The 23,221-nt window shown below is 73.3% G+C and carries 25 protein-coding genes and 2 pseudogenes; 6 read left to right on the forward strand and 21 right to left on the reverse strand.

The features are described from left to right. Positions 1-348 precede the first annotated feature (348 nt). The 4 genes from CIK06_RS17440 to CIK06_RS17455 are packed head-to-tail and all read right to left on the reverse strand — an operon-like array spanning position 349 to position 2,585. The gene (locus tag CIK06_RS17440; RefSeq protein ID WP_095565724.1) at positions 349-810 is read right to left on the reverse strand and encodes an arsenate reductase ArsC; all 462 of its coding nucleotides are present in this window, start codon (positions 808-810) and stop codon (positions 349-351) included. Positions 811-835: 25 nt separating this feature from the next. After that, positions 836-1,360 carry a GNAT family N-acetyltransferase gene (locus CIK06_RS17445; protein ID WP_095565725.1) on the reverse strand — a complete coding sequence of 175 codons (525 nt, stop codon included), beginning with the start codon at positions 1,358-1,360 and terminating at the stop codon, positions 836-838. Beyond that, the gene (locus CIK06_RS17450) at positions 1,357-2,184 is read right to left on the reverse strand and encodes an aquaporin (RefSeq protein WP_232533690.1); all 828 of its coding nucleotides are present in this window, start codon (positions 2,182-2,184) and stop codon (positions 1,357-1,359) included. The genes CIK06_RS17445 and CIK06_RS17450 overlap by 4 nt, the downstream gene beginning before the upstream one ends. After that, the gene (locus tag CIK06_RS17455) at positions 2,181-2,585 is read right to left on the reverse strand and encodes an ArsR/SmtB family transcription factor (RefSeq protein ID WP_369915986.1); all 405 of its coding nucleotides are present in this window, start codon (positions 2,583-2,585) and stop codon (positions 2,181-2,183) included. The genes CIK06_RS17450 and CIK06_RS17455 overlap by 4 nt, the downstream gene beginning before the upstream one ends. A gap of 76 nt (positions 2,586-2,661) precedes the next feature. On the opposite strand from CIK06_RS17455, the gene CIK06_RS17460 reads away from it, so the two are divergent. Next, complete coding sequence (locus tag CIK06_RS17460; RefSeq protein ID WP_095565726.1) at positions 2,662-3,108, forward strand: ArsI/CadI family heavy metal resistance metalloenzyme; 447 nt, start codon at positions 2,662-2,664, stop codon at positions 3,106-3,108. Between the two features lie 129 nt (positions 3,109-3,237). Here the strand turns inward: CIK06_RS17460 and rpmG are convergent, their stop codons facing one another. After that, a complete protein-coding gene (rpmG, locus tag CIK06_RS17465; protein WP_095565727.1) occupies positions 3,238-3,405 on the reverse strand; it encodes a 50S ribosomal protein L33 in 168 nt (55 codons plus the stop codon). After that, on the reverse strand, positions 3,405-3,641 hold the full coding sequence (rpmB, locus tag CIK06_RS17470) for a 50S ribosomal protein L28 (RefSeq protein ID WP_095567927.1): 237 nt from the start codon (positions 3,639-3,641) through the stop codon (positions 3,405-3,407). Before rpmB ends, rpmG begins: the two co-directional genes overlap by 1 nt. 203 nt (positions 3,642-3,844) lie before the next feature. Here rpmB and CIK06_RS17475 point away from each other — a divergent pair, with 203 nt between their 5' ends. Continuing rightward, on the forward strand, positions 3,845-5,149 hold the full coding sequence (locus tag CIK06_RS17475; RefSeq protein WP_095565728.1) for a GTP-binding protein: 1,305 nt from the start codon (positions 3,845-3,847) through the stop codon (positions 5,147-5,149). Positions 5,150-5,199: 50 nt separating this feature from the next. Here CIK06_RS17475 and CIK06_RS17480 read toward each other — a convergent pair whose 3' ends face one another. The 3 genes from CIK06_RS17480 to CIK06_RS17490 all read right to left on the reverse strand — a co-directional run bounded on the left by CIK06_RS17480 (position 5,200) and on the right by CIK06_RS17490 (position 9,659). Continuing rightward, positions 5,200-6,096 (reverse strand): SMP-30/gluconolactonase/LRE family protein, encoded by an 897-nt coding sequence (locus CIK06_RS17480; RefSeq protein WP_095567928.1) that lies wholly within the window; start codon positions 6,094-6,096, stop codon positions 5,200-5,202. Positions 6,097-6,202: 106 nt separating this feature from the next. Beyond that, the gene (locus CIK06_RS17485) at positions 6,203-6,607 is read right to left on the reverse strand and encodes an ester cyclase (RefSeq protein WP_157756815.1); all 405 of its coding nucleotides are present in this window, start codon (positions 6,605-6,607) and stop codon (positions 6,203-6,205) included. 316 nt (positions 6,608-6,923) lie between these two features. Beyond that, positions 6,924-9,659 (reverse strand): AAA family ATPase, encoded by a 2,736-nt coding sequence (locus CIK06_RS17490; RefSeq protein ID WP_198347912.1) that lies wholly within the window; start codon positions 9,657-9,659, stop codon positions 6,924-6,926. Between the two features lie 193 nt (positions 9,660-9,852). Here CIK06_RS17490 and CIK06_RS17495 point away from each other — a divergent pair, with 193 nt between their 5' ends. Further along, positions 9,853-10,557 carry a class I SAM-dependent methyltransferase gene (locus CIK06_RS17495; RefSeq protein WP_095565731.1) on the forward strand — a complete coding sequence of 235 codons (705 nt, stop codon included), beginning with the start codon at positions 9,853-9,855 and terminating at the stop codon, positions 10,555-10,557. Here the strand turns inward: CIK06_RS17495 and CIK06_RS17500 are convergent. The 4 genes and pseudogenes from CIK06_RS17500 to CIK06_RS32515 all read right to left on the reverse strand — a co-directional run. After that, on the reverse strand, positions 10,478-11,365 hold the full coding sequence (locus tag CIK06_RS17500; RefSeq protein ID WP_095565732.1) for an AraC family transcriptional regulator: 888 nt from the start codon (positions 11,363-11,365) through the stop codon (positions 10,478-10,480). The genes CIK06_RS17495 and CIK06_RS17500 overlap by 80 nt on opposite strands. Positions 11,366-11,444: 79 nt before the next feature. Further along, positions 11,445-11,786: a helix-turn-helix transcriptional regulator gene (locus tag CIK06_RS31240; protein ID WP_232534323.1), complete on the reverse strand. Its 342-nt coding sequence runs from the start codon at positions 11,784-11,786 to the stop codon at positions 11,445-11,447. A 102-nt stretch (positions 11,787-11,888) separates the two neighbouring features. Further along, positions 11,889-11,948, reverse strand: a pseudogene (locus CIK06_RS31915) (hypothetical protein); the annotation flags it as partial. A gap of 107 nt (positions 11,949-12,055) precedes the next feature. Continuing rightward, positions 12,056-12,349, reverse strand: a pseudogene (locus tag CIK06_RS32515) (AraC family transcriptional regulator); the annotation flags it as partial. Positions 12,350-12,512: 163 nt separating this feature from the next. Here CIK06_RS32515 and CIK06_RS17510 point away from each other — a divergent pair. The 3 genes from CIK06_RS17510 to CIK06_RS17520 are packed head-to-tail and all read left to right on the forward strand — an operon-like array spanning position 12,513 to position 14,757. Beyond that, a complete protein-coding gene (locus tag CIK06_RS17510; protein WP_095565733.1) occupies positions 12,513-13,271 on the forward strand; it encodes an SDR family NAD(P)-dependent oxidoreductase in 759 nt (252 codons plus the stop codon). A 42-nt stretch (positions 13,272-13,313) separates the two neighbouring features. Further along, entirely contained in the window at positions 13,314-13,634 is a 321-nt protein-coding gene (locus CIK06_RS17515; RefSeq protein WP_095565734.1) for a putative quinol monooxygenase, read from the forward strand. A gap of 46 nt (positions 13,635-13,680) precedes the next feature. Further along, the gene (locus CIK06_RS17520; protein WP_095565735.1) at positions 13,681-14,757 is read left to right on the forward strand and encodes an alpha/beta hydrolase; all 1,077 of its coding nucleotides are present in this window, start codon (positions 13,681-13,683) and stop codon (positions 14,755-14,757) included. Here the strand turns inward: CIK06_RS17520 and CIK06_RS17525 are convergent. From CIK06_RS17525 to CIK06_RS17560, 8 genes are read right to left on the reverse strand one after another with little or no spacing between them, the layout of a single operon-like run. Further along, complete coding sequence (locus CIK06_RS17525) at positions 14,734-15,945, reverse strand: Xaa-Pro peptidase family protein (protein ID WP_095565736.1); 1,212 nt, start codon at positions 15,943-15,945, stop codon at positions 14,734-14,736. The genes CIK06_RS17520 and CIK06_RS17525 overlap by 24 nt on opposite strands. A 14-nt stretch (positions 15,946-15,959) precedes the next feature. Beyond that, positions 15,960-16,685: a GntR family transcriptional regulator gene (locus tag CIK06_RS17530; RefSeq protein WP_095565737.1), complete on the reverse strand. Its 726-nt coding sequence runs from the start codon at positions 16,683-16,685 to the stop codon at positions 15,960-15,962. A 56-nt stretch (positions 16,686-16,741) separates the two neighbouring features. Next, positions 16,742-17,725: an NAD(P)-dependent oxidoreductase gene (locus CIK06_RS17535; protein WP_095565738.1), complete on the reverse strand. Its 984-nt coding sequence runs from the start codon at positions 17,723-17,725 to the stop codon at positions 16,742-16,744. Then, positions 17,722-18,552, reverse strand: coding sequence for a fumarylacetoacetate hydrolase family protein (locus tag CIK06_RS17540; protein ID WP_157756816.1), 831 nt, complete (start codon positions 18,550-18,552; stop codon positions 17,722-17,724). Before CIK06_RS17540 ends, CIK06_RS17535 begins: the two co-directional genes overlap by 4 nt. After that, positions 18,549-19,559, reverse strand: a complete 1,011-nt coding sequence (locus tag CIK06_RS17545) for an LLM class flavin-dependent oxidoreductase (protein ID WP_095565739.1) — start codon at positions 19,557-19,559, stop codon at positions 18,549-18,551. Before CIK06_RS17545 ends, CIK06_RS17540 begins: the two co-directional genes overlap by 4 nt. Continuing rightward, complete coding sequence (gene tcuA, locus CIK06_RS17550; RefSeq protein ID WP_095567930.1) at positions 19,556-21,040, reverse strand: FAD-dependent tricarballylate dehydrogenase TcuA; 1,485 nt, start codon at positions 21,038-21,040, stop codon at positions 19,556-19,558. The genes CIK06_RS17545 and tcuA overlap by 4 nt, the downstream gene beginning before the upstream one ends. Further along, positions 21,027-22,700 (reverse strand): tripartite tricarboxylate transporter permease, encoded by a 1,674-nt coding sequence (locus tag CIK06_RS17555; protein ID WP_095565740.1) that lies wholly within the window; start codon positions 22,698-22,700, stop codon positions 21,027-21,029. The genes tcuA and CIK06_RS17555 overlap by 14 nt, the downstream gene beginning before the upstream one ends. 13 nt (positions 22,701-22,713) lie before the next feature. Then, on the reverse strand, positions 22,714-23,217 hold the full coding sequence (locus CIK06_RS17560) for a tripartite tricarboxylate transporter TctB family protein (RefSeq protein ID WP_095565741.1): 504 nt from the start codon (positions 23,215-23,217) through the stop codon (positions 22,714-22,716). Positions 23,218-23,221 lie beyond the last annotated feature (4 nt).

The following is a 23,221-nucleotide window of genomic DNA, read 5'->3' on the forward strand; positions in this document are numbered from 1 at the left end:
GCCGGCGTGCCGCTGTGTCTGCGCTTCCTTCTCTGCGGCCACCCGGGCCGGGGGGCCGACACTCGGTCCATGACGCCGTACCGCGTCGCGGTCTCCGCCCGCACCGCTGCGGCTCCGCGTCAGGGACCCGCATCCTCACCCGATGTCCGGTGCCCGGCGCGGAAACCGCCGCCCGTCGCTCCACAGAGCGTGGCCGGCCGACCTCACCGTCGCCGTTCTCCACAGAGGACGGTTGATGGGCGGCACGCCGCCGCCCCGCACTCCACCGGGTGCGGGCGGCGGCCTGCCGGGGCCGGGCGTGACCGGCGGGTGCGGCGTGACCGGCGGGTGCGGCGGGTGCGGCCGCGCTCAGGACGGGGCGGACCGGTGCGCCGGCGACGCCGCAGCGTCCGGGCCGGTCAGCTCGTCCAGCAGGCGGGCGACGCGTACCCGGATCTCGTCGCGGACGACGCGGACGGCGTCGAGGGGCTGCCCGGCCGGGTCGGCCAGCTTCCAGTCCTCGTAGCGCTTGCCGGGAAAGACCGGACAGGTGTCGCCGCAGCCCATCGTGATGATGACGTCGCTGTCGCGGGCGGCCTGCCAGTCCAGCAGCCGGGGCTGCGCGGCGGTGATGTCGATGCCGACCTCGCGCATGGCCTCGACGGCCACCGGGTTGAGCCGGTCGGCGGGTTCGGAGCCGGCGGAGCGGATCTCGACGGTGTCGCCGGCGAGGTGCCGCAGCCAGCCGGCGGCCATCTGGGACCGGCCGGCGTTGTGGACGCAGACGAACAGGACCGAGGGTCGGGTCGGTCCGGCGGCGGGGGTGGACATCCGGTCGGGTCCTCGTTTCTGCCGGTCAGGCGATGGTGGGGCTGCGCCGCTCAAGGAGGACCACGTCGCGCCACCGGTCGTGGTGGCGGCCGAGGCGTTCCCGGACGCCGACGGTGCGGAAGCCGCAGGACCGGTGCAGGGCGAGGCTGGCGACGTTCTCGGGGAAGATCCCGGACTGGATCGTCCAGATTCCGGCCCGTTCGGTGGAGTCGATCAGTCGGCGCAGCAGCAACCGCCCGACGCCGCGGCCCCGGGCGTCGGGGTGCACGTATACGGAGTGCTCGACGACGCCGGCGTAGACGCACCGGTCCGACACGGCGCCGCAGGCCACCCAGCCGAGCACGGTGCCGCGGTCGGGGTCGAGCGCGACCCAGCGGTGCTCCGGCAGGCGGGTGGCGGTGAAGCGGTCCCAGCTCGGCGGCGCGGTTTCGAAGGTGGCGTCGCCGGTGGCGATGCCGAGCCGGTAGATCTCCAGCACGGCCTCGGCGTGGCCGTCGGTCATCGGCGCGAGCACCACCGGAGGGGGCGCGGGCGCGGCGGCGGCGCTCATGCGGTCGCTCGCGTTGCGGAGGGCGGCGCCAGGTCGGCCAGTGCCGGCTCGCCCCGCGCCGGCCCGCCCGGCGGCGGTCCGCCCGGCGGCGCGGGGACCGGCGTCGCTTCGACCGGCGTCGCGTCGGCGGGCACGGCGACCGGGTACCACCAGCCGATCGCCACGAGCGCGAGGACGGTCGCGGCGAGCTGGGCCGCGACGAAGCCGGCGGCGGAGGCCGGGGCGATGCCGGCGAAGCTGTCGGTGAGCGTCCGGCCGACGGTGACCGCCGGATTGGCGAACGCGGTGGAGGCGGTGAACCAGTAGGCACCGCCGATCCACGCCGCGACGGCGGCGGGCGCGAGGGCGCCGCGGCGGGCGTGCGCGAGCGCGGCGATCACCAGCAGCAGGCCACCGGTCGCGACGACCTCGGCCAGCCACGCCCCGCCGCCGCTGCGGTCGCGGGCCGAGACGGTGACTGCCGGCAGCCCGAACATCAGGTGCGCCAGCACCGTGCCGCCGGCCGCGCCGAGGAGTTGCGCGCCCAGGTAGGCGGCCAGCTCCCGGGTGGACAGGCCGACGCCGGTACGGCGGTGCCGCCACCAGTCGGCGATCGACACGACCGGGTTGAGGTGGGCGCCGGAGACCGGCCCGAACACGAGGATCAGTGCGCCGAGGGCGAACGCCGTGGCGATGCTGTTCTCCAGCAGTTGCAGTCCCACGTCGGTCGGCGAGAGTCGGGCGGCGGCGATGCCGGAGCCGACCACCGCGGTCACGAGCAGGCCGGTGCCGGCGAGTTCGGCCGAGGCCCGGCGCAGCGCCCGGTGGCGCGGCTCGGGCGTCACCGGGCGCTGCCGGTCGCGGTGGCAGCGGCCGGCCCGGTCGCCGTGGCGGCGGAGACGTCGAGGAGCTGGGACAGGGCGGCCAGTCGGGCCGGAACGATCCAGTAGTAGACCCAGGTGCCGCGGCGCTGGCAGTCGATCAGCCCCGCCTCCCGCAGCACCCGCAGGTGGTGCGAGATCGTCGGCCCGGTGAGGGTGAACGCGTCGGTCAGGTCGCACACGCAGACCTCGCCGCCGGCGCGGGAGGCGATCAGGGACAGCAGTCGCAGCCGCACCGGGTCGCCCAGGGCCTTGAAGCCGCGGGCAAGGCTGGCCGCCGCCGCGTCGGTCAACGCCTCGTCGGTCATCGGGGTGGTGCAGCACCCGGCCGCGGCCGGAAGGACCGGCACCTCTCGTTTCGACACCCGCCTAGTTTGACAACCGTCTAGACAGAGTGCAACCCTCTGCCTAGACAATCATCTAAACAACCGGAGGTGTGCGATGTCCCGCGTCCAACTCGCCCTGCGCGTGGCCGACCTGGAGGGCTCGATCGCGTTCTACTCGAAGCTGTTCGGCACCGAGCCGGCCAAGCGGCGGCCCGGCTACGCCAACTTCGCCATCGCCGAACCGCCCCTGAAGCTCGTCCTGCTCGAAGGCGCACCCGACCGGCCCACCGCGCTGGACCACCTCGGGGTCGAGGTGTTCGACGGCGCGCAGGTCACGGCGGCCACCGACCGACTCACCGCGGCCGGCCTGATCACCCTCACCGAGAACGACACCACCTGCTGCTACGCCCGCCAGGACAAGGTCTGGGTCCGCGGACCCGGCGACGAGCCCTGGGAGGTGTACGTGGTCAAGGGCGACTCCGACCGGTACGGCGAGTCCGCGCCGAGCACCCCGGCGACCGTCGGCTCGGACACACCCGCCGCCACCGGCTGCTGCGGATAGACCGGACCCCGGTCCCGCCCGTCCCGGCGGCCAACCCGCCGCCCGTCCCGGCGCCCAGCCCGCCGCCCGTCCCGGCGGGGCGCCGGCCAGCCCGCACACCCGCCGGCCGGTCGGCGCCCCGTCGGGGCGTCAGCGCGCCTCGCGGAACTCGACGTGCCGGCGCACGATCGGGTCGTACTTGCGCAGCACCAGCCGGTCCGGGTCGTTGCGGCGGTTCTTGCGGGTGACGTACGTGTAGCCGGTGCCGGCGGTGCTGCGCAGCCGGACGATCGGTCGCACGTCGGTCTGCCGGGCCATCAGACCCGCACCCCGCGGGCGCGCAGGTCGGCGACGACCGCCTCGACACCCCTGCGGTCGACGGTCTTCAGCGCTCTGGCGGTCAGGGTCAGCCGCACCCAGCGGCGCTCGGACGGCAACCAGTAGCGATGGTTCTGCAGGTTGGGGTTCCACCGGCGGCGGGTGCGCCGATGGGAGTGGGACACGGCGTTGCCGAAGCTCGGCTTCGCGCCGGTGACGTCGCAGCGTCGGGACACGATCAACTCCTCCAGGTCGGCCGGCACGGCATCCGGGACAGGACACCGCGCTAGACGTTAACGAAAACCGTTTTCGTTTGTACCGCAACCGACCGGCCGGTCGTCGACCGGGGTCCCGCGCCGATCGGCCACCCACCCGCGCCCGCCGCCGACCGATCTGCCTATAATGACAATCGTTTTCAACTAGTGCCGAGAGGATTGCGATGTCGACGTCCCCGCTCGCGCCCGCCGACCGCGGGACCCCAACCGCCGCCACCGGCCCGTCGTTGACCGTGCTCAGCGGCTTCTGGCCGGCCGCGACGCACGCGGTCGCCCGTACCCTCATGGCGGCGGACCCGTCCCTGATCCTGATCCGGCACGACCTCACCGGCCTGGCCACCGGGATCGCGCACCGGGTCGTCCGGGACGCCGCGGGCATCCTGGAGGACGCGCCGATCAGGCTGGCGCACGGCTGCGTCTCCTGCACGCTGCGCGAGGACGTCCTGCCCACCCTCGCCCGGCTGGCCCGCACCCACCCGCACCGCGACCTGTTGCTGATGCTGCCCGAGGTGGTCGAGCCGGAGGCGGTCGCCGCCGTCTGCGCGCACTGCCTCGTCGACGGGCGACCGGTCACCGACCTGGTCAGCATCGACTCCTACCTGACCGTGGTCGACGCCGAACACCTGCTCGACGGCCTGGCCAGCACCGAGGACCTGAAGGCCCTCGGCATCGCCGCCGCCGACAACGACGATCGGGCGCTGGCCGACGTCATCGTCCGGCAGATCGAGTACGCCGACACCGTCCTGCTGTGGGGGCGCTCCAGCTACGGGGCGTACGAGACCGACCGGCTGGCCGTGCTGCTGGACCGGATGGCTCCCTGGGCGGTCCAGTTCCGCGCCGACGAGGACACCGTCGACGCGGGCACGCTCGCCCGCCAGGTACGCGGCAACCGCCGGCACCGCCCCGACACCCCGCGGGTGCTGACCCGCGGCCTGGAGGGACACGCCCTCGGCGTACACGAACCGCACCCGGACTGCGGGATCGTGTCGGCGGTGTTCCGCGCCCGCCGCCCCTTCCACCCCCGGCGGCTGCACGACCTCCTCGAAGACCTCAACGCCGAGGCCATCCGCTCCCGCGGGCACCTCTGGCTGGCCAGCCAGCCCGATGCCGTGATCGCCTGGGACTTCGCCGGCGGCGGCCTCGCGCTCGGCGGCCTCGGCCGCTGGCTGACCAGCCTGCCCGAGGCGCACTGGGACGGGGTGTCCGACCACCGGCGGCTCGCCGCCGCCCTCGACTGGGATCCGTACTACGGCGACCGGCACCAGTACCTGGTCTTCATCGGCCTGGATCTCAACCCCGCCGCGTTGCACCGCACGCTCGCCGGCTGCCTGCTCACCGACGCCGAAATCGCCGACGGCGAGGACACCTGGCGCCGGTACGACGACCCCTTCGCCGGCTGCTTCCCGCTCGCCGACCTCGACCACACCGCCGACCCACCGGCCGCCGGACCGATGCTCAAGCGGCGGTGAGCACCAGCGGTTCGGCCGGTGTCCCGGCCCGGCCAGCCGGGGTGCCGCGGCTATCCGGCGGCCGGCACGCGGACCGGCACCGCGACGATGCGGCCGTCCCGGGCTGCCCTGCGGGCACGCTCGTCGAAGTCGGGCGCCGTGCAGATGAACAGGGTCCGTCCGCTCGCGCCGCCGAGAGCACAGGCGTACGCGTTCGTCCCCGGCCGGATCTCGTCGGTGATCCGGCCGCCCTCGACGACCCGGATCACCCGCCCGCCGATCGCGTCGGCCACCCACAGTCCGCCCTCGGCGTCGAGGCACCCGCCGTCCGGCGCGGCGACGAGCTGCCCGAGCGCGCCCGCCACCGAGCGTTCCGCGGGAACCGGGCCGAACTCGGCCCACACCCGGTGGTTGCTGAGACCGCCGTCCGCGGCGCGGTCGAACGCGGAGACCCGGTTGCCGAATGTCTCGTTGACCAGCACGAGGCCATCCGCGCCCAGGTTGATCGCGTTGGGGAACCAGAGCCCGGACGCCACCTCGGTCACCGCGCCGTCCGGGTCGACCCGGTGGACCGCCGCCGGTTCCAGCGGCGCGCCGTTCATCAGGTCGAATCCGAAGTCCCCGACGTACGCCCGGCCGTCGGCGTCGACCGCCATGTCGTTGAGGTGCCCGGTCGCGTGCCCGCTCAGGTCGGCGTGCGTGACAAGCGTGCCGTCGGGCTCACGGCGCAGCACCCGGCGGTCGTGCATCGAGACGACGAGCAGACGCCCGTCCGGAAGCCAGCCCATCCCGGACGGCTGCCGCTGCACGACGGCCTCGACCCGCGCGTCGGCGCCGTCCTCGCGTACGGACATGACCCGGCCGGAGTAGAAGTCGGCGAACCAGAGGCGGCTGTCGTGCCAGCGCGGCGCCTCGGTGAACGTGAACCCGTCGGCGACGGTGGTGACGGTGGTGACAGGTGAGGACATCCGTTGATGATTGGACAGCCCGTACACCCTGGCAATAGCCGGTGGGGCGCGCCCGCGGCACGGCCCCACCGGACCCGGCCACCGGCCAGGGATCCCGAACGGTCACTCAGGACGGGATGGCTCCGATCTGCTGCATGATGGTGAGCCGGTCGGGCGACACCCAGAACTCGGCGATCCTTCCGTCGGCGACGCGCATGACCCCGATACCCACCGCGGAGACCTTCCGCCCCGTCGCCGGCACACCCATCAGCTCGCCGTCGTGGGTGCCCTCGTACCGGCAGCGCAGGGCCACGAGGTCACCGTCGCCGATCAGCTCCTCCAGCGGATGCATCAGATCGGTGATCCCGCGGAAGAACGCATCGCCGAACGTCTTCACCCCGTCGATGTCCAGCGTCGGTGCTCCGGCCGGATGGAACTGGAAGTCGTCGGTGCACATGTGAACCGGGGTCGTGCGGCCGCGGTCGAGTTCCTCGAAGTAGGCGCGGACGATCTGCTTGTTCTGCTCGGACATGGCAGCGTTCCTCTCTCTCACCTGGCCCGGTCGAGACGGACCGCAGATCTCCCGCACCCGGCGGCCGGACGAGGCGCCGGTGATCAGGACCGTGCTCATGGTTACCCCTTCGGGTCCTCCGGAAGTGGACGGAATCCAGTCTGTGCCCCGGCCGGAGACGCCACATCTGTCGTTCGACTCGACTGCCGCGGCGCTGTCGCGGCGCGCTCAAGCTGGGTCACCGCGATTGCGTCGTTTGACTGATGCCCGCCGCCCGCGGGGCGGCGACGATGGCAGGCGGATGTCCGAGCGCTCACCGGAGGAGGGGCCGATGTCCTCAGCGCGACAGCGCGTCCCTGAGCCCGGCACGCGACGTCACCCCGAGTTTGGGAAAGATGCGGTAGAGGTGCGAGCCGACCGTGCGGTGCGACAGGTACAGGCGCTCGGCGATCTGCTTGTTGGACAGGCCGGCCGCGGCCAACTCGGCGATCTGGAGTTCCTGCGCGGTCAGCCCGCCCGGACCCGGCGCGTTCGGATCGGCGACCCGGTGGCCGGCGGCCCGCAGTTCGGCATCGACGCGCGCCAACCACGGCTGCGCGGCCATGGCCGCGAAGCCCGCGCGTGCCGCCGCCAGGTGCTGGCTGGCATCGGACACCGAGCCCGTACGCCGAAGCCGCTCGCCCAGCACCAGCCGCACGCGCGCCGCGTCGAACCGCCACCGCCGCGTCGCGGGATCCTCCAGCAACTCGATCACCCTGCTCGCGGCCGAGGCGTGCTCCCCGGCCACCAGCAGGTCGGCACCGGCCTGAAGCAGCGCCATCCGGGGCGACAGCTCAGCCACCCGCGCCGCCCGCATCGCCTCGGTGTGGGCGCGGGCCTGCGCCGTGCGGCCGGTCCGGGCGGCAGCCTCGACCAGGTCGAACATCACCCACGTGCAGTGCGGGACGTGGGAGGCCAGGACCCCCGGCGGACTCATCGCGGCCGCGTGCCGGAACGCGAGGTCGAACCTCTGCTCGCCCAGTGCGGCCAGGGCGCGCGGGTGGTGGGCGAACAGGGCCGCCGCCGCGACCCCACGCGGCAGCGCCCAGTGGGTCATCTCGTCCGCCCACCGGTACGCCTCGTCGAAGCGTCCACGGCCGGCGGCGACGATGCCCAGGTGGTAGTGGAAGTACCAGCCGAAGAACGGGAAGCCGGACGTCTCGCAGATGCGCCGCCCCTCGCCGGCCAGTTCCTCGGCCTCGTCCCACCGGCCGATCAGGAAGTCGTCCAGGCACAGGTGCATCAGCGCGCCGAGATGCCGGCGGGGGGAGCCGCCCGCCCGGCCCTGCTCGACCAGCCGCCACGACGGTTCCCGGCTGCCGTCGAGCCGGTCCAGGTAGACCGTCGCGGTGCCGAGCCGCACGATGCGGCTGGGGTCGGTCTCGCCGGGAAGTCGCCCGATGAGCGCCTCCGCCTCGGCCCGGGCGGCGGCCCCCGTGCGTACGGGATCGGCAAACGTGCGGCTGGCCAGCGCGAGCAGGTCGGGCGGCGTCGGCCGCATGCGCTTCAGCGCGCGATGGAACGGCGTCCAGTGCTCCGGGCCGCCGCCGTACCAGCTCAGCAGCAGCAACGTCTGCATGGCCTCGACGAGTGCGGGGTCCTCGGCACGGTAGCCGTGGTCACCCGTCTCGATCGCGCCGGTCAGCAGCCGATGCGCGGTGTTGACGTCGCCGTCGCCGTTGAGGATCAGGAAGGCCGCGGCGCCGGCGGCGTGCAGCGACCCGGAGGCATCCGGCGTGGCCCGCCGCGCGTCGTCGAGCAGGATCCGGGCGTCGGCGGCGTTGCCGCCCGCCTCGGCACCGACGTACGCGGCCTCGGCGAGCCGGCGGGCCCGGTCGTGGCTCGTGACGCTCAGCTCGGCGGCGCGGGTGAGGGCGGCGGTGGCGGCGTATGCGTCACCGCGCCGCAGCACCCGGCGGGCCGCCTCCTCCAGCAGGGCCGCCACGGCCTCGTCCGGGCCGGTCGCGGCGGCCGACAGGTGCCAGGCGCGGCGCTCCGGATCGTCGTGGAGCGCCTCGGCCAGGGCGAGGTGAGCGCCCCGGCGTTCCTCGTGTGTGGACAGTTCAACCATCGCCGACCGGATCAGCGGATGCCGGAAAGCCAGCCGCCCGCTGGCGTCGTCTATGCGGACCAGCTGGGCGATCTCCGCGGGGCCGAGGTCCGCGAGCCCGGCCGACGCGCCGCGCAGGGTCCGCAGGTCGCCGGCGCCCTCGAAGGCGGCGAGCAGCAGGAGCCGCCGGGTCGCCCCGGGCAGGTCGGTGATCCGGGACGTGAACATCGTCTGGAGCCGGTCGCCCAGTGGCACCAGCCCGGATTCGGCCATCGGTCCGGGCACGGCGGCGAGCAGCGTCGGGGGCAGCTCCATCAGTGCGAGCGGATTGCCCTGCGCCAGCTCGAACAGCCGCCGGCGGATCCGGCCGGGCAGGTCGGGGAAGTGCACGCCGACCAGTCGCGCGGCCGCGTCGCCGTCGAGTGACCCGACCGTCATCTCGGCCAGTCCCCGGCGGTCGAACAGGGTGCCGGTCCCGGTGCGCGCCGTCGCCAGCAGTCCGGTCCGGCAGCCGCCGAGCCGGCGTGCGACGAACCCGAGCACGACGGCGCTCGCCCGATCGATCCAGTGCAGGTCGTCGACCAGCACCACGACCGGCCGGTCCGCGCTGACCTCACGGATCAGCAGCAGCGTGGCGTTGCAGATCAGCAGCGCGTCCGGCGTCGCGCCGGCGTCGAATCCGAGGGCGACGCTCAGCGCCTCCCGTGGTCCTGTGGGCAACCGGTCCAGGTCGCCGCGCACAGGCAGCAGCAGCTGGTTGAGTGCCGAGTAGCTGACGTCCGCCTCGAACTCCGACCCGGAGGCGCGCAGCACCCGCAGGTCGGCCCGGGTCGCCCGCTCCGCGACGGCGTCGACCAGCGCCGACTTGCCGACGCCGGGATCGCCCCACAACAGCCGGGCCTCGCCGTTGCGCCGCGCGCTGTCGAGGAAATCCGCCAACCGGCTCAGCTCGGCGTGGCGGCCGAACAGCTCTGAGGTGGCCAACTGTGCTCCGATCGGAAACGGCTGCGTCGCAGGCTACCCACCGGGTCGGCCCGGGCGGCGCCGCGCGCGAGGATCGAGCAAGACATCGCCTCGATCGGGCAAGAGCCCTCCCCGCGCAGTCGGATGACAGATGTGCCACCCGTCCGGCCGCCCCGAGAGTTGGGCGGACACCACCGAACGAGGAGGTTCCGCGATGACCGTCGCCGCCCGCCGTACCCGCACGCGTACCCGCAGCCGCACGGCGCGGCTCGCCGGAATTCCCGGTCCGGTCGAGGCCGGTACGTCCGTGACCGCCACCTTCCTGCGGGAGTTCGTGCGCAGCCCCTTCACGGTGGCCGCGGTGGCGCCCAGTGGCGAGTCGCTCGCCGAGGCCATCACCGCCCCGGTGCCGCTCACCGGATCGCCCACGGTGGTCGAACTCGGCGCCGGCACCGGCGCGTTCACGGCGGCCGTCCAGCGGCGGCTCGCCGGCCGCGGGCGACACCTGGCGGTCGAGATCAACCCGGTGTTCGCCGACCCGCTGGCCCGCCGGTTCCCCCGGGTCGAGGTGGCCGTCGCCGATGCCGCCCGGCTTCGTGAGACGACGAGGGAACGGGGTCTCGACCGGGCCGACGTCATCGTCAGCGGCCTGCCGTGGGCCGCGTTCGCCGCCGACCGGCAGGACGAGCTGCTCGGCGCGGCCGGCGACGTGCTGGCGCCCGACGGCGTCTTCGCCACGTTCGCCTACACCGCCACCCTGTGGGCACCGCCGGCCGTACGGCTGCGACGCGCGCTGCGGTCCCGGTTCGAGGAGGTGGTGGCCGGCCGTACGGTCTGGGCTAATCTTCCGCCCGCGCTGGTGTACTACTGCCGGCGGCCGAGGGCGGCGTCCCGAACTGACGGCGGTACTCCCGGCTGAACTGCGACGGGCTCTCGTAGCCGACCCGCCGACCGATCCCGGCGACGTCGCCGGGGTCGGCGCGCAGGTGCAGCCGGGCGCGCTGGAGCCGGATCTGCTTCTGGAACCGGATCGGGCTGATCCCGGTGATCGCCTGGAAGTTGCGGTGGAACGCCGAGACGCTCATCCCGGCCTGCTGGGCGAGATCCTCAACCCGGAAGCGTTCGGCGTGGTGGTCCCGGATCCACCGGACGGCCCGGGCGACATGGCTCAGGCTGCCGTCCGGAAGGGCGACCTGGCGCAGCACGACACCCTGGTCTCCGGTGATCAGGCGCCACACGATCTCGCGCTTGATCAGTGGCGCCAGAGCCGTTATGTCGTCCGGCCGGTCGAGCAGCCGCAGCAGGCGGGTGACCGCGTCGAGCAGTTCGGCCGGCGCCGCGCTGACCGCGATGCCGCAGGGCGGCGGGTCGGCCGGGGCGGCGGGACCGCCGCCCTCGCGCAGCAGCAACAACTCGGTGACCAGCACGGGATCGAGGTCGAGCCCGACGCCCAACCCCGGGCGGCCGGGGCTCGCCTCGGCGAACCAGCTCGTCACCGGCAGCTCGACGGAGGCCACCAGGTAGTGCCCGGCACCGTACTCGTAGACACGATCACCGATGGAGCACCGCTTGACACCCTGTGCGACGAGAGCGAAAACCCGGCCGTACGTCGTGGGGGCCGGCGGGACGGGCCGGTCGGCCCGGAAGATCGACACACCGTCGACGGCGGTCCGCAGGTCCGGGCGCGCATGGCGGGCCAGGAGCCGGCGGATCTCGTCGAGGGCCATGGGCGCGATTGAACCACTCCGCGTGCGCGCGGGCTCTCAGCGGGTGTCTGACAAGGCTCGCCCCCGTCAGACAACCCTTTCAGGGCAGGGCGGGTGTGGCCGGCGGCGGCGCTCCGCGCAGCCGGGCGGCGTCCTCGCTCGGCGCCGCGCCGAACTGGCGGCGGTACTCGCGACTGAACTGGGACGGGCTGTCGTAGCCGACCCGGCGGCCGACCCCGGTGACGTCGCCCGGGTGGGTGGTCAGCAGGAGTCGGGCCTCCTGGAGCCGGATCTGCTTCTGGAACTGGATGGGGCTCATCGCGGTGACCGCCTGGAAGTTGCGGTAGAAGGCGGAGGCGCTCATCCCGGCCAGCGCCGCCACCTCCTCCACCCGGAAGGACTGCGCGTAGTGGCCGCGGATCCAGTGGACGGCCCGCGCCACGTGGCTGAGGCTGCTGTCGGCGAGACCGAGTTGGCGGACGATCGCGCCCTGCTCCCCGGTGATGAGCCGCCAGAGGATCTCCCGGATGACGAGCGGCGCGAGGACCGCGCGGTCGCGCGGCCGGTCGAGCAGGCGCAGCAGCCGGAGTACGGCGTCGAGCAGCTCGTCGGGGCGTCGGTGACGCCGATCGCCGGGGGCGGCCCGCCGCCGGCGACCGGGATGTCGCCGGGGGCGGCCGTCAGCAGCAGTTCGGCGATCGTGGCCGGCCGCAGCACCAGCCCGAACCCGAGCGCCGGCCGCTGCGGACTCGCCCCGACGAAGTGGCCGGTCACCGGCAGGTCGACCGAGGCGACGAGGTACTGCCCGGCGCCGTACCGGTAGACCCGGTCGCCCAGTGCGAGGTGTTTCGCGCCCTGCGCGATGAGCGCCAGCACGGTGCCGGTCATCGACGGCTCCTGTGGGGTCGACCGCTCGACCTTCGAGACCAGCACCCCGTCGATGGCGGTGCCGGCGTCCGGTCGGGCATGCCGCGAGATCAGCGCGCGAAGCTCGTCGAGGGCCATGGCACGATTGAAGCACGCTCCCCCAATCCTCGCTAGCTCGGGAGGATCGTGCAAGTGCTCAAGAGCATCGTTCTACCGTTCGCACTGCCCGCGATGCTCTGATTGATGTGACACAAACAGGGAGCGCACAGGGCGCTTCCATGATTGGGCAGGTGAAGAAGACATGCGGATCGCCATCGTCACCGGCGGCAGCTCCGGCATCGGGCGCAGCGCCGCGATCCAGATCGCCCGGCGCGGCTCGGGGGTGATCCTCACCTACGGCAGCAACCGGGCCGGAGCGGAGGAGACCGTCGCGACCATCGAGCGGGACGGCGGCACGGCCGCAGCGCTCCCGCTGGACGTGGGCCGGAGCGGGACGTTTCCCGCCTTCCGCGAGGCGGTGCTCGGCACGCTGCGCGACAGGTGGCGGCGGGAGAGCTTCGACCTGCTGGTCAACAACGCCGGCTTCGGCCAGTCGGCGATGTTCGAGGAGACCACCGAGGAACTGTTCGACCGGTTCGCCCGGGTGCTGCTCAAGGGTCCGTACTTCCTGACCCAGACGCTGCTGCCGCTGCTGGCCGACGGCGGCGCGATCGTCAACGTGACGAGCAACTCCGCGCTGAACTCCGGTATGGAACCGGGCTACTCCGCGTACGCCAGCATGAAGGGCGGACTCGCGGTGCTGACCCGCTACCTGGCCAAGGAGCTCAGCGGCCGTGGCATCCGGGTCAACGCCGTGGCGCCCGGCTCCACCCGTACCCGCATCGCCGGCGACGCGTTCACCCGCCACCCCGAGGTGATCCCGGGGCTCGCCGCGCGGACCGCCCTCGGTCGGCTCGGCGAACCCGACGACATCGGCCTGGTCATCGCCGCCCTGCACGGCGACGAGGGTCGCTGGATCACCGCGCAGGAGATCGAGGTCTCCGGCGGCTACAACCTCTGACACCCCACCACCGCTGACACCACCACCCCGAGGAGAACGATCATGAGCGAGACGTACGGATTCCAGGCCACCATGACCGCCCGGCCCGGCAGGGGCGACGAACTTGTCGAACTGCTGCTCAGCGGGCCGGTCTCCGGCCCGGCGGCGCACCCGGACTGCGTCGTGTTCCTGGTCAGCCGGTCGGCGACCAACCCCGACGTCGTACACCTCGTCGAGGGCTGGACCAGCCGGGAGGCGCACGACGCGGTCTTCGCGAGCGCCGCGGCCGAGGCGTACACCGCGCGGTTCGCGGCCCTGGTCGAGGGCGAGACCGCCTACGCCGACCTGATGCCGGTCGGCGGCCGGGCCGTCTTCCCCCGGTGACCGGCTCCCACCCCGCCCCGCCATCCCCGCCCCGAAAGGCGCTCCGATGACCCTGCCCCGACCCGAGATCGACCCCGAGCTGCGGACGCTGCTCGCCGGCATGCCGCTGATGTCCCGGCTGGACCCCGAGATCCTGGCGCAGCTACGCCAGCTGCCGTCGACACCGCCCGAGACGTTCCCCGACGCGCCGCCGGTCGACCGGCGGGAGGTGACCGCCGTCGGTCCGGACGGTGTCCGGATCCCGCTGACGGTCCTGCACCCCGCCGGGACGCACCAGCCCACCGGGACGCACCAGCCCGCCGGGACGCACCGGCCCGGCGCGGCGCCCTGCGTCTACTGGATCCACGGCGGCGGGATGGTCATGGGCGACCGCTTCTCGAACATCGACATCCCGCTGGAGTGGCTCGGCCGGTTCGGCGCCGTCGTGGTGACCGTGGACTACCGGCTGGCCCCGGAGGCCACCGGCAGCACCCTGGTCGAGGACTGCTACCACGGCCTGACCTGGACGCGCGAGCACGCCGGCGAGCTGGGCATCGACCCGGACCGCATCGTCGTCGCGGGTGCCAGCGCCGGCGGCGGGCTCGCCGCCGGCGTCACCCTGCTGGCCCGCGACCGCGGTGGCCCGGGGATCGCCGGCCAGCTGCTGATCTGCCCGATGCTCGACCACCGCAACAGCAGCCTGTCCAGCCGGCAGTTCTCCGCCGGGCCGGGGGTCTGGACCCGCGAGATGAACGAGTACGGCTGGCGGGCGGTCCTCGGCGACCGCGCCGGGACCGGGGTACCCGGGTACGTCTCCCCCGCCGTCGCCGACGACCTGTCCGGGCTGCCCGCCACCTACCTGGACGCCGGCACCGCCGAGGTGTTCCGGGACGAGGTGATCGGGTACGCGGGGCGGATCTGGGCGGCCGGCGGCCAGGCGGAACTGCACGTCTGGGCGGGCGGGTTCCACGGCTTCGACGCGCTGTACCCGCGGGCGCGGGTCTCGGTACAGGCCCGCCGCGCCCGTGCCGACTGGCTCGCCCGGCACCTGGCACCGCCCGCCGGTGCGCAGGTCCCCGGTCCGGCGCGGGCCGGCCGGGGACCGGACGCGGCGCCCGGATCAGCGGGCCAGCAGGCTCGCTGAGTACGGGTAACGGGTCAGCACGTCGGGGCCGTCCTCGGTGACCACGACGACGTCCTCCAGCCGGACCCCGCCGCCGCCCGGCACGTCGGGGACGATGATCGTCGGGACGACGGCCAGCACCATCCCGGGCTCCAGCCGCAGGTCCGGGGTGGGCTTCCCGGGCGGGGCGATGAACGGCGGCTCGGCGTACCCGACGCCGATGCCGTGGGCGATGATCATCTCCTGCATGCGCCCGACGAACGGCGAATCCCCGTAGTGCTTGAGCGAGGCGGCCTGCACGTCGGTGGCGAGCGCCCCCGGCTGGAGCGACTCGATGGTGGCCATGTGGATGTCGTACACGGTGCGGTAGATGGCCCGCTGGGTGTCGTTGTCGGGCTCGCCGCACGGGAAGGTGCGGGTCGCCTCGCTGAAGATGCCGTTGAAGCAGGCGCCGATGTCGATGAAGACCAGATCGCCGCGGCGGATCATGCGGTCACCGGCGAAGCGCTGCATCGGCGCCGTGTTGGGGCCGGAGCACACGATGAGGTTGCACTGCGGCACCTCGGCGTTGTGCGTGTAGAAGACCTTCATCACCTCGGCGAGCACGTCGCACTCGCGTACCCCCGGCTGCACGGCGGCCTCGGCCGCGGCCATGGCCAGGTCGACGACGGAGGACGCGTCCTCCAGGAGCGCGACCTCCGTCGGCGCCTTGACCAGCCGCGATCCGTTGAGGGCCGCGTTCGCGTCGACGACGGTGTAGCCGTCCAGCAGTTCCTCCAGCCGGCGCAGCACGGTGACGGTGGCGATGTCGACCCCGACCCGGCCGCCGTGGCAGCCGAGTTCGGCGAGCGCGTCGGCGATCGGCCGCAGCGCCGAGACCGGCGCCGTCTCGCTGACCACGCCGGTCGGGAACGCGCGGATGCGGTCCGGGTCCACCCAGGTCATCGTGGCGCGGCGGTGCGGCGTGTCGTCCTGGTGGACGAAGACCACCACGTCGTCGCTGCCCCGGGTGCTGATGACGGCCTGCCGGACCATGAAGTTGGGAGCCCACAGCGGACGGAGACCGGCGATGTAGCGGCAGTTGGCGTACTCGAACGCGACCACCGCGTCGAGGTCGGCCCGGGCCATCGCCTCCTGCACCCGTTGGTGCCGGAATCGGCGCAGGTCGGCGTAGTCGATGCCGTCCCGCCAGTCCACGTCGTAGCGCATGGGAGCCCTCTTTTCTAGTCAGGTGGAGGCGTCTCGGCCATCCCCAGCCGGATCTTCTTGGCGTTGAGCATGTGGAAGCGCGCGGCCTGCCCGGCCCGGGCCACGTCACCCGAGGCGATCGCGTCGAGCAGTTCCTCGTGCTCGTCGAAGGCGCCGGTGAGCCGGCCGGGCTGTTGCAGCGTGGTGCGCTCGAACCGGCGGACCCGGTCGTGCACGACCCGGATCTGGCCGAGCAGGAACGAGTTGCCGCTGGCCTTGGCGATCCAGTCGTGGAAGTCGATGCTGAGCACGGAGACCCGCCGGTAGTCGCCGGCCTCGCCGCTGGTGGACATCTGGCTGTTGATCCAGCGAAGCTGGGCCACGTCCGGCGGGGTGGCGCGCTCGGCGGCCAGCTCCGCCGCCAGCCCGTCGAGGACCACCCGTACGTCGTAGATCTCCAGGATCTCGGCCGGCGAGATCCGGGCGACGGAGAGCCGGCGCCCGCCGCGGCGTTCGATCAGCCGCTCGGCCTCCAGCCGCAGGATCGCCTCGCGGATGGGTGTCCGGCTGACGCCGAAGATCCGCGCCAGGTCCTCCTCTGCCAGCTGCGGCCCGGAGGTCAGCGCCTTGGTGAGGATGGCCTCGCGGAGCGTTCCGTAGACCGCGTCCGAGGAACCCTCCCGGCTCTTCCGCTCGTTCCACAGATCGATGACCGGCTGCATGACGGAATCGAGTTCCTGCTTCGACACCTTCGCGGTCACCGCCCGTCACGCTCGTTCTTGTAGACATTGCACACGGTTTGAGGGTACAGGCCATGTCACCCTGTGCTGTGACGGGGTGACACCACCGTGTCGAGCTCCTCCCCGCGCAGAAATGCCACCACCTGCTCGGCGCAGCGGCGCCGAAGCGACTGCTGGGCAACGGATCCGCGGCCGCCGGTGTGCGCCGTCAGCAGCACGTTCGGGTGCCCGGCCGCGATCACCCGGCGCCAGCGGTCGACACCGGCGGTGACATCGAGTCCGACGCCGGCCACCCGTCCGGCGCGGACCGCATGCTCCAGCGCGGGCTCGTCGACGATCTCCGCCCGCGCCGCGTTCACCACGACCAGACCCGGCCGCGCGGCGGCCAGCGCCGCCGCGTCGAGCAGGTTGCGGGTGGCCGGCGTCAACGGCGCGTGTACGGACACCGCGTCGGCCCCGGCGAGCGCCTCGGCGAGCCCGACGACCCGTGCCCCCTCGACCGACTCCACGAACGGGTCCACGACCAGCACCTCGCCGAACAGCCCGGCGGCCTTGGCGACCAGCCGGCGGCCGATCCGCCCGGCGCCGAGCACCGCCAGCACGCAGTCGGACAGCGGACGGGACCGGTCGACGGCCGCCCGCGCCTGCGCGAGCTGTCCCGCCAGGGCTGCCACGTGCGCGGCCGGTACGCCGCGCAGCAGGACGGTCAGCAGCACCAGGGCATGATCGGAGACCTCCTCGACGGTCGCGTCCGGCACGTTGCTGACCGTGATCCCGCGCGCGGCGGCCGCGGTCACGTCGACGTTGTCGACGCCGACCCCGCGGCGGACGATCAGCTCAAGACCGTCGAGCCGGTCCAGGGTGGCGGCGTCGAACGGCTCGACCGCGCCGAGAATGATCACCCGGGCGCCGGGGGCGTGGCGGGCGATGTCCTCGCGGGTGGTCAGCGGCCGCATCTCGACCCGGCACCCGACCCGCTCGGCGATCCCGGTCTCCCACCCGGTCAGCGGCCCGATCCGGTCGCTGAGCAGCACCAGCGGAAGGTCCGCCGGGGCGCTCACCAGGACCTCCGGCGCACGTCCATGGCCAGTTCCCCCACCCCGTCGACCGTGAGCGTGACCCGGTCGCCCGGCACGATCGCGCCGACCCCGCCTGGCGTACCGGTGGCGATCAGGTCGCCCGGCTGCAACGGCAGCAACTGGGCGGCGCGTACGACCAGATCGGGAACGTCGACGATCAGCTCGTCCAGTCCCCCGTCCTGGCGCGGCTCCCCGTTGAGCGCCAGCCGGAGCCGCAGGATGCTCGGGTCGGGCACCTCGTCGGCGGTCAGCACGACCGGCCCGATCGGGGTGAACGTCCGGAACGACTTGCGCATCGACCGGTCCTCCTGGCCCTGCGGCCCGATGCGCATCGTGATGTCCAGCAGCCCGGTGTAGCCGAGCACGTGATCCATCGCGTGCGCCCGGTCGACCCCGCGGCACGGCCGGCCGATCACCACGGCGATCTCGCCCTCGTAGTGGAACTCCCGACCGGGCAGGTCGGGCAGTTCGATGGCGCCGTCCGGCCCCACCACGCTGCCCGGGGCCAGCACGATCAGGCCCAGCGCCCGGGCGTCGAGCCGGCCGCCCTCGGGGCTGCGATCGCCCAGTTCGCCCCGGTGCGGCGCGTAGTTGACAGGTGCGGCGAGCACGGTGCGCGGGTGGGCCACCGGGGCGGTGAAGGTCGGGGTGCGGGTGGCGATCGACGGGGCGCCGGCCACGTACGCGGCCACCTCGCCGGCCCGGTCGGGGTAGTCGGTCGGGCCGCCCGGCAGTACGGCGGTGACGTCGACGACCCGCTCGCCGTCGACCGCCACGACCCGCCCGTCGGTGAGGATCCCGAGCCTCACGGCGCACCCACCCCGAACCGCGGCATGATCCGGTCGCGGTAGAGGTCGATGCCCCGGTGCGCGGCGTCGATGTCGTCGGTCGGCACGAAGCCGACCGTGACGTACTCGACCCCGGCGTCGACGTACCGCTGGATGCTGGCCACCACGTCCTCCGGGTTGCCCGCCAGCGCGATCCCGGTCTCCTGGAACCGGTCGACCGGCCAGTCCGACCAGTCGGCGCGGCGGCGCAGCACCGACAGCCCCTTCTCCACCACCGCCGGGTCGTCGTCCACGACCGTGTAGAACATCGCGCCGCCGTGGATCGGTCGGGTGGCGGCCGCCCGCGCCTCGGCCAGCGCCCCCCGGAAGAACTCCGGGTCGAGTCCGCCGCCCTGCGGGGTGGCCGGGGTCCAGCCGTCGGCGATCTCCGGCAGCAGCGCGCGGATCCACTTGGACGCGCCGCCGAGCCAGATCTCCGGCCGCGGCTGGACCGGCTTGGGCCAGAACGGGATCTCGTCGAGCTGGTAGTGCTCGCCGCGGTAGGTCACCGGCCCGGTCTCGGTCCACAGTGCCCGGATCAGCTCGACGCCCTCGCGGAGCCGGGCGACCCGCTCCCGCAGCTTCGGGTACGGGAAGCCGAACGACTCGTACTCGACCTGCTGGTGGCCGGCGCCGACCTGCAGCAGCAGCCGCCCGTTGGAGATGTGGTCGACGGTCATCGCCCACTTGGCCACGAACGCCGGGTGGCGCAGCCCGATCGGGGTCACCTGGGGGCCGAGCCGGACCCGCGAGGTGACCGCGGCGAGGGCGGCCAGCGAGGTCCACGCGTCGTAGAAGAACGGCTTCTCGGGGTCGGCGTTGGTGTACCCGGACAGCCGGGAGCCGGGCAGCAGCAGGTGGTCGATGACGAAGACGCCGTCGAACCCGGCGTCCTCGGCGTGCCGGGCCAGGTCCGCCAGGTCGGCGAACCTCGTGCCGACGTGCTGCCCGTGGATCGACAGTTTGAGACCGAACCTAACGTCGCTCATCGCGCTCCCCTGGCGTGCCGGCCGGCGCCCGAGCCGGCCGTGTGGCCGAAGACGGCCCCGCTGGTCAGCCCGGATCCGCCGGGATAGTTGAAGTAGAAGAGTCCGCCCACGAGTTCGCCGGCCGCGTAGAGCCCGGGAATCCGGTCGCCCCCGTCGTCCAGCACGTGCGCGTCGGCGTCCACCCGCAGGCCGCCGAAGGTGAAGGTGATCCCGCAGGTGACCGCGTACGCCTCGAACGGCGGCTGGTCCAGCGGCTGCGCCCAGTTGGTCTTCTCCACCGCCAGCCCGTTGGTGCGCCGCCCGTCGAGCACGTTGGGGTTGAACGGCACGGCGGTGTCGACCGACCCGTTGAACTCCCGGACCGTGCGGACGAACGCCTCCGCGTCCATCCCGTCCATCCGCTTCGCGAGGTCCTCGATCGTGTCGGCCCGCACCCGGGTCACCTCGCGGATCGAGTACTCGTCGCGCAGCATCGGCGTGATCTTGGCGTCGAAGACCTGCCAGGCCATCTGGCCGGGCTGGGCCAGGACCCGGCCGCCGTACTTGGCGTAGGTGTAGTTGCGGAAGTCGGCGCCCTCGTCCACGAACCGCCGGCCCGCGCTGTTGACGATGATGCCCAGCGGGTAGCTGTGCTTCTGGTACGAGTCGCCGATGCGGCGGTCACCGAACTCGGGGGCGTTGAGGTCCCAGGCCACCGCGTGACAGCCGGACCAGTTGCCCGCCGGGCTGGCGCCGGCCGCCATCGCCATCCGGATGCCGTCGCCGGTGTCGTACCGGGTGCCCCGCACCTTGGCCAGGTCCCAGCCGGCCCCGAGGAACTGCGCCCGCCACGCCGCGTTGGCCTGGAATCCGCCGGAGGCCAGCACGACCGCGTCGCACCCGATGTCGACGAGCTTCCGCTCGTGCTCGGCGCGTACCCCGCGGATCCGTCCGTCGCGCACGATCAGGTCCCGCGCCCGGGTGCCGTACCTGATGGTGACCCCGGCCCGCTCGCAGGCCGCGGTGAGGAACTCCACCAGGCCCTGACCGCCGCCGCTGACCTCGACGGCGAGCCCGCCCCAGAAGGTGAACCGGCCGTCCACCTGGTAGGCCTGCCGGCCGTAGCTCGGGACGAACCGCACGCCCTGGTCGCGCTGCCAGGCGATCGTCGCCGCGCCCCGGGTCACCAGGGCCTCGACCAGGTCCGGGTCGGCCCGGTGCTCGGTCACCCGGGCGAGGTCGTCGAAGAAGTCCTCCTGCGTGTAGGTCCCGAACTCGGTGCTGGCCCGCTCGGCCTCGGACAGGTCCGGCACCAGCCGCTCGATGTCCTGCGGGGTGAACGGGAACCGCACGATCCCCCCGGTGTAGGCGGTGTTGCCGCCCCGCTCGGCGTACGGCGCGCGTTCCAGCAGCAGGACGCTCGCGCCCTGCTCCCGGGCGGCCAGGGCGGCGGTCATGGCCGCGTTGCCGCCGCCGACCACCACGACATCAGGTCCGGCCATCGCTACCCCGCTCTCCAGCGTCGTCCTCGTCGGACGGGTGATCCGGCTGTTGCCGGCGGTCCGCGCCACCCAGGTCCTCGACGGTCGCGGTCCGCTCTCCGGGCTCCTCCGCGCCCGGCTGCGGGCCGGACAGCACCGGCACGCCGGCCGGGGCCGCGGCCATGGCCGCCCGGTTGCGTCGGGCCTCCCGCACGTTGCCGACGATGCCGAAGATCAGCAGCGCGCCGGAGAGCGCGACCAGGCCGGTGGTGACCGGGCGGGTGATGAAGGCGCTGAACTTGTCGTCGGTCAGCAGGATGCCGTGCCGCAGGTGGCCCTCGAAGTTGTGGCCGAGCGTGACGGCGAGGGCGAACGCGGCGACCGAGTAGCCGTACCGGAGCATGAAGTAGCCGATCAGGCCGAAGAAGATCATCACGCCGACGTCGAAGACCGCGTTGCGCAGCGCGTAGACGCCCACCATGCTCAGCAGCAGCGCCATCACCAGCACGACGGACCGGTCGACCTGCACCAGCCGCAGCATCGCCTTGGCCAGCGGCCAGCCGATCAGCGCCAGCACCAGGGTCCCGCCGACGAGGCCGGCGGTGCTGGCGTACAGCATCTCCGGGGTTTCCTTGATCAGCAGCGGACCCGGCACCAGGCCGTGCACGGTGAGCGCCGCGAGCAGCAGCACCATCGAGCCGCTGCCGGGGATGCCGAACCCGAACGTCGGCACCATCTCGCCGGACTGCGAGGCGTTCTGCGCCGACTCGTTGGCCGCCAGTCCCTCGACGCTGCCCTCGCCGTACTCCTCGGGTTTCTTGGAGGTGAGCTTCGCCTGCTGGTAGGCCACGAAGGCCGAGGAGACCCCGCCGCCGCCCGGGATGGCGCCCATCAGGGTGCCCCAGACGGTGCCGATGCCCACCGGCCGCAGGATCCGCCGGACCAGCGCCGGGGAGGGGAACTTGGCGGAGAAGCCGCCGGAGGTCTGCCGCCAGTCGTAGACCTGGCGGCAGCCGCGGATCAGCTCGCTGATCGCCAGCGCCCCGATGACGACGGGCACGATCTCCAGCCCGCCGCGCAGGTGGACGAAGCCGAAGGTGAACCGGCCGGTCAGCGCGACCGGATCGGGTCCGATCATCGTGACGGCCAGGCCGAGCCCGCCGGCGACCAGCCCTTTGACGACGTTCTTGCCGGTGAGACTGATGATGGCCACGATGCCGAGGAGTTGCAGCGCCCACAGTTCGGGGGCGAGGAACACGTAGAGCAGTTGGGCCAGGGGCACCACCATGGCGACGAAGAAGACGGCGCTCAGCAACTGGCCGAGCAGCGCGGCGATGTACTGGGTGCCCAGCGCGATGCCGCTCTGGCCCTTCTGGTGCAGCTTGTAGCCGTCCAGGGCGGTCAGCACCGCCGACGGCGTACCGGGCACCCCGACGAGGATCGCCGGGATGCTGTTGCCGTAGTTGGTGCCGACGGTGATGGCCACCAGGAAGGCGACGGCGGTGATCGGGCGCAGGCCGAAGGTGAACGGCAGCGCGATCCCGACCGCGAGCGTGGTGGTCATCCCGGGGATGGCACCGGCGACGCTGCCCAGCACGGCGCCGATCGCGATCGCGATCAGCACGGCCGGGTCGGCCAGCATGGCGGTCGCGTTGCCGAAGGTGTTCAGGAACAGTTCCATCTCCGCAGCTCCTTCAGCCGAGGTGGCCGAGGTATGGATCGAGCGGGCCGAGCGGAAGCCGGACACCCAGGACGATGTCGAAGACCCCGAATATGAGGACCACGCCGCCGACGGTGACCAGCGCCAGTCGCAGCGGCTGGCGTACGCCCATGATCCAGAGCAGGGTCGCCAGCAGGATCGGCGTCAGGATGAGGAAGCCGATGCTGCTGAGCAGGATCGCGTAACCGAGGCAGAGCACCCAGACGATGAACGAGCGCAGCGTGGAGGCCGGCACCTCCGGCTCGTCCGCCGTGCCCTCGGCCGGGACGACGGTGGGCTCGGTGCGCCAGCGCACCAGCCGGCGCCCGGCGAGGTAGACGCCGCCGGCCGCGACCAGCGCGCCGGTGATGATCGGCAGCGTGCGCGAGCCGACCGGGTCCCGGATCCGGCCCAGGTTCACCTGGGTGCCCAGGTACACGATGACCAGGCCGAGCAGCGCCACCGCCAGCGCGACCGCGAGGTCCTTGCGCCTGTCCATGGAC

This window comes from Plantactinospora sp. KBS50 (assembly GCF_002285795.1).
Classification (GTDB): Bacteria; Actinomycetota; Actinomycetes; order Mycobacteriales; family Micromonosporaceae; genus KBS50.

What these genes read in the sequence shown, in the direction of transcription:
- CIK06_RS17440 (WP_095565724.1), bottom strand. Translation starts at nt 810, where the DNA reads ATGTCCACCCCCGCCGCCGGACCGACCCGACCCTCGGTCCTGTTCGTC.
- CIK06_RS17445 (WP_095565725.1), bottom strand. Translation starts at nt 1,360, where the DNA reads ATGAGCGCCGCCGCCGCGCCCGCGCCCCCTCCGGTGGTGCTCGCGCCG.
- CIK06_RS17460 (WP_095565726.1), top strand. Translation starts at nt 2,662, where the DNA reads ATGTCCCGCGTCCAACTCGCCCTGCGCGTGGCCGACCTGGAGGGCTCG.
- rpmG (WP_095565727.1), bottom strand. Translation starts at nt 3,405, where the DNA reads ATGGCCCGGCAGACCGACGTGCGACCGATCGTCCGGCTGCGCAGCACC.
- CIK06_RS17475 (WP_095565728.1), top strand. Translation starts at nt 3,845, where the DNA reads ATGTCGACGTCCCCGCTCGCGCCCGCCGACCGCGGGACCCCAACCGCC.
- CIK06_RS17480 (WP_095567928.1), bottom strand. Translation starts at nt 6,096, where the DNA reads ATGTCCTCACCTGTCACCACCGTCACCACCGTCGCCGACGGGTTCACG.
- CIK06_RS17485 (WP_157756815.1), bottom strand. Translation starts at nt 6,607, where the DNA reads ATGTCCGAGCAGAACAAGCAGATCGTCCGCGCCTACTTCGAGGAACTC.
- CIK06_RS17495 (WP_095565731.1), top strand. Translation starts at nt 9,853, where the DNA reads ATGACCGTCGCCGCCCGCCGTACCCGCACGCGTACCCGCAGCCGCACG.
- CIK06_RS17500 (WP_095565732.1), bottom strand. Translation starts at nt 11,365, where the DNA reads ATGGCCCTCGACGAGATCCGCCGGCTCCTGGCCCGCCATGCGCGCCCG.
- CIK06_RS17510 (WP_095565733.1), top strand. Translation starts at nt 12,513, where the DNA reads ATGCGGATCGCCATCGTCACCGGCGGCAGCTCCGGCATCGGGCGCAGC.
- CIK06_RS17515 (WP_095565734.1), top strand. Translation starts at nt 13,314, where the DNA reads ATGAGCGAGACGTACGGATTCCAGGCCACCATGACCGCCCGGCCCGGC.
- CIK06_RS17520 (WP_095565735.1), top strand. Translation starts at nt 13,681, where the DNA reads ATGACCCTGCCCCGACCCGAGATCGACCCCGAGCTGCGGACGCTGCTC.
- CIK06_RS17525 (WP_095565736.1), bottom strand. Translation starts at nt 15,945, where the DNA reads ATGCGCTACGACGTGGACTGGCGGGACGGCATCGACTACGCCGACCTG.
- CIK06_RS17545 (WP_095565739.1), bottom strand. Translation starts at nt 19,559, where the DNA reads ATGAGCGACGTTAGGTTCGGTCTCAAACTGTCGATCCACGGGCAGCAC.
- tcuA (WP_095567930.1), bottom strand. Translation starts at nt 21,040, where the DNA reads ATGGCCGGACCTGATGTCGTGGTGGTCGGCGGCGGCAACGCGGCCATG.
- CIK06_RS17555 (WP_095565740.1), bottom strand. Translation starts at nt 22,700, where the DNA reads ATGGAACTGTTCCTGAACACCTTCGGCAACGCGACCGCCATGCTGGCC.
- CIK06_RS17560 (WP_095565741.1), bottom strand. Translation starts at nt 23,217, where the DNA reads ATGGACAGGCGCAAGGACCTCGCGGTCGCGCTGGCGGTGGCGCTGCTC.